Source organism: Mesorhizobium sp. M7A.F.Ca.CA.003.01.2.1 (genome assembly GCF_003998945.1).
Classification (GTDB): domain Bacteria; phylum Pseudomonadota; class Alphaproteobacteria; order Rhizobiales; family Rhizobiaceae; genus Mesorhizobium; species Mesorhizobium ciceri.
In genome coordinates this window covers 1-9,265 of record NZ_RZRA01000087.1, presented here as the reverse complement: position 1 = coordinate 9,265, position 9,265 = coordinate 1, and the positions used below count along the sequence as shown (strand labels likewise).

Below are 9,265 nucleotides of genomic sequence, written 5' to 3'. Positions count from 1 at the left end.
TTTCCAGGCGCCCTGGGGGCTGCAACTGGAAGCGATCAGCTATCCCGACGGGATGGCCTATGAGAAGGGCGCCGAGACGGTGTTGTGGAGCCCGAAGAGCCCGGAAAAGTGATCGGCAGCGCGCTTGCGCGATGACACGCAGGCGCGCTTTCGCCATGTCAGGACGATCGTTCTGATATGAAACTTTAAGCTTGAAATATCTTATCGCCGGCGCGATACTGAACTCCAGCAAGCGAAGAGGAGATCGCACAGATGAAGGTTGCGGTTCTCGGCGGCGGACCAGCCGGCCTCTACTTTGCCATTTCGATGAAACTGAGGGACGCCGCCCACGATGTGACGGTGTTCGAGCGCAACCGCGCCGACGACACGTTCGGCTGGGGCGTCGTGCTGTCGGCCGAAACGCTCGACAATCTGTCGAAAAACGATCCGGTCAGCGCCGTCTGGATCAAGAAGCACTTTGCCTACTGGGACGACATCGCCGTCATTCATGACGGCGTGCGCACGGTCTCGTCAGGGCACGGTTTCTGCGGCATCGGCCGCAAGCGGCTGCTGGTCCTGCTGCAGCGCCGGGCGCGTGAACTCGGCGTCAAGCTGATGTTCGAGACCGACATCGCCGATCCCAAGCCTTACATGGAGACGCACGATCTGGTCGTCGCTGCCGACGGCCTGAACTCCAGGGCGCGCAACAGTTTCGTCGACATCTTCAAGCCCGACATCGACACCCGCAAATGCAAGTTCGTCTGGCTCGGCACCAACCAGAAATTCGACGACGCCTTCACCTTCATCTTCGAGAAAACCGAGCATGGCTGGGTGTGGGCCCACGCCTACCAGTTCGACAGCGACACCGCGACCTTCATCGTCGAGTGCAGCGAGCAGACCTGGGCTGCCTTCGGCTTCGGTGCGATGTCGCAGCAGGAATCGATCGCCGTTTGTGAGCGGATCTTCGAAAAACATCTCGGCGGCCACGCCTTGATGACGAATGCCAACCATATCCGCGGTTCGGCCTGGATCAATTTCCCGCGCGTGCTGTGCGAGCGCTGGTCTTACAAGAATCTCGCGCTGATGGGCGATGCAGCGGCATCGGCGCATTTCTCGATCGGCTCCGGCACCAAGCTGGCACTGGAAAGTGCTGTGGCGCTGGCCGAATATGTCGAAACTGAGCCGGACCTGGATGCCGCCTTCCGCAGATATGAGGATGCCCGCCGCACCGAGGTGCTCAAGCTGCAATCGGCGGCGCGCAATTCGCTGGAATGGTTCGAGGAGGTCGAGCGCTATCTCGGCCTCGATCCGGTGCAGTTCAACTATTCGCTTTTGACCCGCTCGCAGCGTATCAGCCACGAGAATCTGCGACTGCGCGATGCCGAATGGCTTGAAAGCGCGGAAGAATGGTTCCAGCGCCAGGCGGGCGCCGGCGGCAACAGCCTGCGCCGCGCGCCGATGTTCGCGCCGTTCAAGCTGCGCGACATGAGGCTGCAGAACCGCGTCGTCGTTTCGCCGATGGCGCAGTACAAGGCTGTCGACGGCTGCCCGACCGACTGGCATTTCACGCATTATGCCGAGCGGGCCAAGGGTGGCGCCGGTCTCATCTATATCGAGATGACCTGCGTCAGCCCGGAAGGGCGCATCACGCCCGGCTGTCCCGGCTTCTACGCGCCCGAGCATGAGGTGGCGTGGAAGCGGCTGGTCGATTTCGTCCACACCGAGACCGAGGCCAAGATCTGCGCCCAGATCGGCCATTCCGGCGCCAAGGGCTCGACCCGGCTCGGCTGGGAGGGCACTGACGTGCCGTTGGTCTCAGGCAACTGGCCGGTGATGGCGGCTTCGGCCGTTGCGTGGTCGCCGCAGAATCAGGTTCCGAAGGCGATGAACCGCGCCGACATGGACCGCGTGCGCGACGAATTCGTCGCTTCGGCCGAGATGGCCGATCGCTGCGGCTTCGACATGCTCGAAATCCACGCCGCGCATGGCTATCTCTTGTCGTCCTTCATCACGCCGGTCACCAACCGGCGCACGGATGAATATGGCGGTTCGCTGGACAATCGCATGCGCTATCCCCTCGAAATCTTCCGCGCGGTGCGCGCCGCCTGGCCGGCGGAGAAGCCGATCTCGATGCGCATTTCCGCCAATGACTGGGTCGGCATCGAGGGCGTGACGCCGGCCGACGCGGTCGAGATCGCGCGGCTGCTGCATGAGGCCGGCGTCGACATCTGCGATGTCTCGGCAGGCCAGACCTCGGCACTGGCCAAGCCTGTCTATGGCCGCATGTTCCAGACGCCGTTTTCCGACCGCATCCGCAACGAGGTCGGCATGGCGACGATGGCGGTCGGCAACATCTACGAGCCGGACCATGTCAATTCGATCCTGATGGCCGGCCGCGCCGACCTGGTGGCGCTGGCGCGGCCGCATCTCGCCGATCCCTACTGGACGCTGCATGCCGCCGTCACGCTCGGCGACCGCGGTGTCAAATGGCCTGATCCCTATCTGCCCGGACGCGACCAGCTCTACCGTCTGGCCGAGCGCGACGCCGCAGCGGGGCTGAAAGTATGACGGCCGCCGCGACGATACCCGGCAAGCATGCGCTGGTCACTGGCGGCGGCTCCGGCGTCGGGCGGGCCATCGCGCTGGCGCTGGCTGCTGCCGGCATCGGCGTCACCATCTGCGGCCGCCGGGAAGCAGAGCTCGCCAAGGTGGCCGGCGAAAACGACCGCATCTCTGGCATCGCCGCCGATGTCACCGACGAGGCGGCAATGGCGGCGCTCTACGAGAGGGCGCAAGCCGCGCGCGGCCCGTTCGACATCGTCGTCGCTAATGCCGGCATGGCCGGCAGCGCGCGGGCGCACAAAACCGCGCTCAGCGACTGGCAGCGGACGCTCGACGTCAATCTGACCGGCGCCTTCCTGACGGTGAAGCCCGCGCTGGCCGGCATGGCCGCGCGGAAGACGGGACGAATTGTTTTCATCGCCTCGACCGCCGGCCTGAAAGGCTACGCCTACGTCGCGTCTTACGTCGCCGCCAAGCATGGCGTCATCGGCCTGATGCGGGCGCTTGCCGCCGAAACAGTGAAATCCGGCGTCACCGTCAACGCGGTGTGCCCAGGCTTTGTGGAAACCGAAATGCTGGAAGAGTCCATCCGGCGCATCATCGAAAAGACCGGCCGCTCGGCCGAACAAGCGCGATCGAGCCTTGCCTCGACCAACCCGCAAGGCCGCTTCATCCAGCCGGATGAAATTGCCGCCGCCGTGCTGTGGCTGTGCGGCGACGCCGCCCAATCGATCACCGGACAGGCGATTTCCATCTCAGGAGGCGAAACATGGTAGCCGGCCCCCTGCCCGCGCCGTCGAGACCCGGCAAGGACCGCTTGCGTCTGTGGATCAGGCTGCTGCGCGCCTCGCGCACGATCGAGGCCGAGCTGCGCGAGCGGCTGAAGAAGGACTTCAACACCACGCTGCCGCGCTTCGACGTGATGGCAGCGCTTTATCGCGCGCCGGAAGGCATGCTGATGAGCGACCTGTCGCGTTTCCTGCTGGTCTCTAACGGCAATGTCACGGGCATCGTCGACCGGCTGGTTTCGGAAGGACTTGTCGCCCGCGCGCGGCGCAATGGCGACCGCCGCACCTCGATGGTGCGGCTGACCGAGGAAGGCACGCAGGCCTTTGCCGCGATCGCCGCGGCGCATGAAGGCTGGATCGGCGAATTGCTGGGCAAGGTCAGTGAGGACGACGCGCGCCGGCTGACCGGCATGCTGACCTCGTTCCGCAGCAACTGGGAGGGACGCGAATGACCGCAATGGCCGGGCGCAAGCCGAAGCATTTCCTCTGGGAGGTCGAGGGCAGGATCGCCAAGGTCCGGCTCGATCGGCCGGAGCGCAAGAACCCGCTGACCTTCGACAGCTATGCGGAACTCCGCGACACGTTCCGCGACCTCGTCTATGCCGACGATGTCGACGCCGTGGTGTTCCTTTCCAATGGCGGCAATTTCTGCTCCGGCGGCGATGTCCACGACATTATCGGCCCGCTGGTCAAAATGGACATGAAGGAGCTCCTGGTCTTCACCCGCATGACCGGCGATTTCGTCAAGGCGATGCTGAATTGCGGCAGGCCGATCATTGCGGCGGTCGACGGCGTCGCGGTCGGCGCCGGCGCCATCATTGCGATGAGCTCCGACATCCGCATCGCCACGCCGGAAGCCAAGACCGCATTCCTGTTCACCCGCGTCGGCCTCGCCGGCTGCGACATGGGCGCCTGCGCGATCCTGCCGCGCATCATCGGCCAGGGCCGCGCCGCCGAACTGCTCTACACCGGCCGCACCATGACGGCTGATGAAGGCGAACGCTGGGGTTTCTACAACCGGCTGGTCGATGCCGCCGCGCTTGAAGCCGACGCGCTCGACATGGCGGCGCGCATCGTCTCCGGCCCGACCTTCGCGCACGGCATCACCAAGACCCAGCTCAACCAGGAATGGTCGATGGGCCTCGACCAGGCGATCGAGGCGGAAGCGCAGGCGCAAGCGATCTGCATGCAGACCCGCGACTTCGAACGCGCCTACAAGGCGTTCGTGGCCAAGGAAAAGCCGGTGTTCGAGGGGGATTGAGGATGATGCTTTGCGTGGAGACGTTGGCGGGAGGGGGGCGCCGTAGTGCGCAAGGCCTCAATAGCGGGGCCACCAATGCCTGACCGTTCCTTCCTCTCCTGGCCGTTCTTCGAAGACCGCCATCGCGAACTAGCCGAGCACCTCGAGACATGGTGCACGACCAACCTCCCAGTCGATCACCATGATGTCGACGCCGCCTGCCGCGAGCTGGTCAGCAAGCTCGGCCGAGACGGCTGGCTGAAGCCAACGGCGCTCGACACCGACAACCCGGGTCCCCTCGACGTCCGCACTTTGTGCATCACGCGCGAGACGCTCGCCCGCCATGACGGGTTGGCCGATTTCGCCTTCGCCATGCAGGGGCTGGGCACCGGCGCGCTCAGCCTGTTCGGCACGGTGGAGCAGCGGCAATGGCTTTCGAAGACGCGCGCCGGCAAGGCGATATCAGCCTTCGCCCTGTCGGAGCCGCGCTCGGGATCAGATGTCGCCAACACGGAAATGACGGCGACCCGCGACGGCGACAGCTACGTTCTTACAGGCGAAAAAACCTGGATCTCCAATGGCGGCATCGCCGACCTCTATGTCGTCTTTGCCCGCACCGGCGAGGCGCCGGGCGCCAAGGGACTTTCCGCTTTCCTCGTGCCTGGCGACGCCAAGGGCCTTGGCATCGCCGAACGGCTCGAAGTGATCGCGCCGCATCCGCTGGCGCGGCTGTCTTTCGAGCGGGTCCGCCTGCCGGCCACCGCACTGATCGGCAAGCCAGGCGACGGCTTCCGCATCGCCATGTCGGTGCTCGATGTGTTCCGCTCGACCGTCGGTGCGGCGGCACTCGGCTTTGCCCGCCGTGCACTGGATGAAAGCATCAAACGCGTGGCCGAGCGCAAACTATTCGGCGCGCCGATGGCCGAATTGCAAATGGTGCAGGGGCACATCGCCGACATGGCGCTCGATGTCGATGCGGCGGCGCTGCTGGTCTACCGCGCCGCCTGGACCAAGGACATGGGTGCGCCCCGCGTCACCCGCGAGGCGGCGATGGCCAAGCTGTTTGCCACCGACAGGGCGCAAGAGGTGATCGACAAGGCCGTGCAGCTGCACGGCGGCGACGGCGTCCGCAAAGGCCACATCGTCGAAAGCCTGTATCGCGAGATCCGCGCGCTGCGCATCTATGAGGGTGCCTCCGACGTGCAGAAAGTGGTGATTGCGCGGCAAGTGATGGGCGCGGCCTGAAGCAGGTCGCGCCCACGGACCAGACTGTTTTGACAATGGATATTGCGAACCGAGTTTTGACGAATCGGGAGACTGAAATGCACCAGATTCTGCAGCCGGAAGGCTGGGCCAAACCTGTCGGCTACGCCAACGGCGTCGCGGCGCGCGGTCGGCTCGTCTTCGTTGGCGGACAGGTCGGCTGGAACGGCCAATGCCAGTTCGAAACCGACGACTTCGTCGGCCAGGTGCGGCAAACGCTTCAGAACATCGTCGCGGTGCTGGCGGAAGCCGGCGCGGGGCCGCAGCACATCACCTCGATGACCTGGTACTTCACCGACAAGGCCGAATACCTTGCCAATCTCAGGGGTATCGGCGAGGCCTATCGCGAGGTCATCGGCCGGCATTTTCCGGCGATGGCCGCCATGCAGGTGGTGGCGCTGGTCGAGGATCGCGCCAAGATCGAAATCCAGGCCACCGCCGTCATTCCGGAATAAATTATTGGCTGCCTCAGGAATAAATTATTCGCGAAGCCCCGCCTGCCTCAAGATCGGCAGCACGTGATCGCAGAAATAGGGCAGTTCTTGCGTGTAGTTGACGAAGGACAGCGCGATGCCCTGATAGCCGTGCCCGGCAATTGCGACCATGTCGGCGGCGATCGTTTCCGGCGTTCCGATCAGCGGGTAGGTGCCGGCGCCGCCGGCGAAACGCTGCCGGTAGCGGTCATAGGCGTGCGGGTCGTGCGATTGCGAGAATTCCTTCTTGCCGGCCATGTGGGCATCGACGGCGTCATGGTCGGCCATATCGACGGCGTAGCGCGTGTAGTAGGCCTGCGCCTCTTCCATCGTCGGGCGGCAGACGACATGCGCCACGGTGTAGACGCCGACATCGCGGCCTGCCTTATCGGCCCGCTCGCTGATGTCGGCGACATGCTTGCCGGCATCGCTCATTTCCGAAAATGTCGTGAACAGATAATCGCACCGGGCGGCAGCGAAATCGCGGCCCGGCCCGCCGAAGGCGGCGTTCATGGTCACGGGGCGCGGAACCTGCAGACTGGCCGGCCGGCTGACAGCCTCCTTGAGGCGGTAATAAGTGCCTTCGTAATCGAGCGGCTCGGCCGACGCATAAAGCTTTTCCAGGATTTCGATCCATTCGGCCGCCTGATCGTAGCCCTTCTCGACCAAAGGCGTGCCGAACATGCCGAATTCCTTCGGGTTCCAGCCGCAGACGATGTTCAAGCCCGCGCGTCCCTGGCTGATATGGTCGACCGTCGCCAGCGCCTTGGCGGCATAGAGCGGATGCACCAGCGGCACATGCACGGTCATGAACAGGCCGATCTGCTCGGTGGCCATGGCGAGTGCCGCCGCCCAGGTGAAGGTCTCGAACGACCATTCGCGCACCTTGTTGCGGCCGCCGAAGCCGCGCCAACGCGCGATCGGCAGCATGAACTCCAGCCCGGCGCGGTCGGCGATCTGGGCTGCGGTCACATTGTCCTGCCAGCTCGCCGCCCAGCGCTCCGGCACATCGGTGATGGCAAGCCCGCCATCGGCATTGGTCGAAAAGACGCCAAGCTTCAGTCTGTTCGAGCCGTGCAAAGGGTGTGGTTTGTTCACGTCGCGACCTCCCGGCGAAGATCGCACGCTAGGCCCGCGCGGAAATATTTCAAGCCTGAAATAGCTTGGCGTCACCATCGCTCGCGGGTATCGGTTCCAGCGGGCCGCACCGTGTCCACCACGCAACGGACATCGCAGCTTTTTAAGCTTAAAACTTTCGCCTTGAAAAGCGCCGCACTTTGGATAAGCATTCCGGAGTCGATGGCGATTGCCGTGCCGGACGGGCTTGCCGGCCAGTCCATCGAGCAGACCAGTCCATCGTGCCGGCCAGTCCATCGTGGGTGCTCCGGGTGGGAGTCTCAGTTCTTGTCGTTCATACTGCCCCAGTCATCATCCAACACGCGCCATGCCTTCGATGACGTGCGCGCGGATTCGCGGTCTGCAACACACAACATCGCCAACCGTGACCGCATGGTCGCTGCCATGAATTGACGCCCTGCGTGAAGCGGGGCGGCAAAAAACCGTGCGGGAGCAACCCGCCCGATCAACAACAGAGGGAACAAAAATGAGCTTCACGCGTCGCAAATTGCTTCTTCTCGCCGCCGCCATCGGCATCGCCGCCGGCCCCGCCACCGCTTATGCCGCGGATGTGCTCAATGTCGGCGCCTACCCGACCAACCCGCCCTTCGAATTCAAGAACGAGAGCGGCACTTTCGAAGGCTTCGAGGTCGACATCGTCAACGAAGCCGCCAAGCGCATCGGCATGACCACCGACATCGCCGATCTCGGCTTCCAGGCGCTGTTTGCCGCCACCACCTCGAAGCGCATCGACGTCGCCATCTCGTCGATCACCATCACGGCGGAGCGGCTGAAGTCACAGTCGTTCACGCAGCCCTATTATGATTCCGATATGGGCATCGCCACCAAGGCCGACAGCCCGATCAAGGCCGAGGCCGACCTCAAGGGCAAGATCATCGGCGTGCTGTCCGGTTCGACCGGCGAAACCTGGGTCAAGGCGCATCAGGAAGCCGACGGCTTCAGCGACGTGAAGGGCTACGACACGCAGCAGAACCTGCTGCTCGACCTCAGCGCCGGCCGCGTCGATGCGGCAGTCAGCGACATTCCGGGCATGGAATATTCCTTCACCAAGATGAAGGACCTGGTGGTCAAGGAGCGCATCAAGACCGGTGAGCAATACGGCCTGATGATGACCAAGGACCACCCGCTGCTCGGCAAGCTGAACGATGCGCTGAGCGCGATGAAGAAGGACGGCACGCTGGCCGCGATCCACAAGAAGTGGTTCGGCAGCGACGCGCCCGCCGACTCTTCGACCATGAAGGAAATGCCGCTGCCGAAGGCCTGAGCTGAAGGCTGCGGTAACATCGTGCCGGCTTTCCAGGCCGGCACGATTCTTTCACGCCTGGCCGCCGGCTTCTGCCGCAGATCTCCTGCCCTCGGCGGCCCATGAGTTTAACGTGAGCATTCTTTGCTCTGGGGTTCGGGAACGCTCCCATGTCGCTGATCGACACCTTCTTCAACCCCGACGTCATTATGTCCAGCCTGCCGGCGCTGCTGCGCGGCTTCCTGAACACGCTGCTGCTCGGCATTTTGAGCATCGGCATCGGCATCCCCATCGGCCTGGGGATCAGCCTGGTGCGGCTCTATGCGCCGAAGCCGTTGCGCTGGCTCGCGGTCGGCTACACCGACATCTTCCGCGCCCTGCCGGTGCTGGTCGTGCTGATCCTGATCTACTATGCGCTGCCCTTCCTCGGCATACGCCTGTCGTCCTGGGCATCGGCGGTGACAGCCTTCGCCTTCATCATGTCGGCCTACTCGGCCGAGGTGTTCCGCTCCGGCATCGAGAGCATTCCGCGTGGCCAGTTCGAGGCGTCGCAGGCGCTTGGCCTGCCGTTCCTCCTGAC

The 9,265-nt window shown here is 64.2% G+C and carries 9 protein-coding genes and 1 pseudogene; 9 read left to right on the top strand and 1 reads right to left on the bottom strand.

Going from position 1 to position 9,265, the window contains the following annotated elements:
* From EN969_RS35860 to EN969_RS06130, 7 genes and pseudogenes are all read left to right on the top strand, one after another.
* Positions 1–112 (top strand): annotated as a pseudogene (locus tag EN969_RS35860) (glyoxalase); the annotation flags it as partial.
* 140 nt (positions 113–252) lie between these two features.
* Complete coding sequence (locus EN969_RS06155) at positions 253–2,547, top strand: bifunctional salicylyl-CoA 5-hydroxylase/oxidoreductase (protein ID WP_063169948.1); 2,295 nt, start codon at positions 253–255, stop codon at positions 2,545–2,547.
* Positions 2,544–3,317 (top strand): SDR family NAD(P)-dependent oxidoreductase, encoded by a 774-nt coding sequence (locus EN969_RS06150; RefSeq protein ID WP_127419026.1) that lies wholly within the window; start codon positions 2,544–2,546, stop codon positions 3,315–3,317. Before EN969_RS06155 ends, EN969_RS06150 begins: the two co-directional genes overlap by 4 nt.
* A complete protein-coding gene (locus EN969_RS06145; RefSeq protein ID WP_063169946.1) occupies positions 3,311–3,781 on the top strand; it encodes a MarR family transcriptional regulator in 471 nt (156 codons plus the stop codon). The genes EN969_RS06150 and EN969_RS06145 overlap by 7 nt, the downstream gene beginning before the upstream one ends.
* Positions 3,778–4,590, top strand: a complete 813-nt coding sequence (locus tag EN969_RS06140) for an enoyl-CoA hydratase family protein (protein WP_063169945.1) — start codon at positions 3,778–3,780, stop codon at positions 4,588–4,590. The genes EN969_RS06145 and EN969_RS06140 overlap by 4 nt, the downstream gene beginning before the upstream one ends.
* A 75-nt stretch (positions 4,591–4,665) precedes the next feature.
* Complete coding sequence (locus EN969_RS06135; RefSeq protein WP_063169944.1) at positions 4,666–5,814, top strand: acyl-CoA dehydrogenase family protein; 1,149 nt, start codon at positions 4,666–4,668, stop codon at positions 5,812–5,814.
* Between the two features lie 77 nt (positions 5,815–5,891).
* Positions 5,892–6,287: a RidA family protein gene (locus EN969_RS06130; RefSeq protein ID WP_063169943.1), complete on the top strand. Its 396-nt coding sequence runs from the start codon at positions 5,892–5,894 to the stop codon at positions 6,285–6,287.
* 24 nt (positions 6,288–6,311) lie between these two features.
* Here EN969_RS06130 and EN969_RS06125 read toward each other — a convergent pair whose 3' ends face one another.
* The gene (locus tag EN969_RS06125) at positions 6,312–7,403 is read right to left on the bottom strand and encodes an LLM class flavin-dependent oxidoreductase (RefSeq protein WP_063169942.1); all 1,092 of its coding nucleotides are present in this window, start codon (positions 7,401–7,403) and stop codon (positions 6,312–6,314) included.
* Positions 7,404–7,908: 505 nt separating this feature from the next.
* On the opposite strand from EN969_RS06125, the gene EN969_RS06120 reads away from it, so the two are divergent.
* Both EN969_RS06120 and EN969_RS06115 read left to right on the top strand, forming a co-directional pair.
* Complete coding sequence (locus EN969_RS06120; protein ID WP_024503391.1) at positions 7,909–8,706, top strand: ABC transporter substrate-binding protein; 798 nt, start codon at positions 7,909–7,911, stop codon at positions 8,704–8,706.
* A 149-nt stretch (positions 8,707–8,855) separates the two neighbouring features.
* Positions 8,856–9,265: ABC transporter permease subunit (locus EN969_RS06115; RefSeq protein WP_127419025.1), on the top strand; the 410-nt coding region annotated here is incomplete at its 3' end.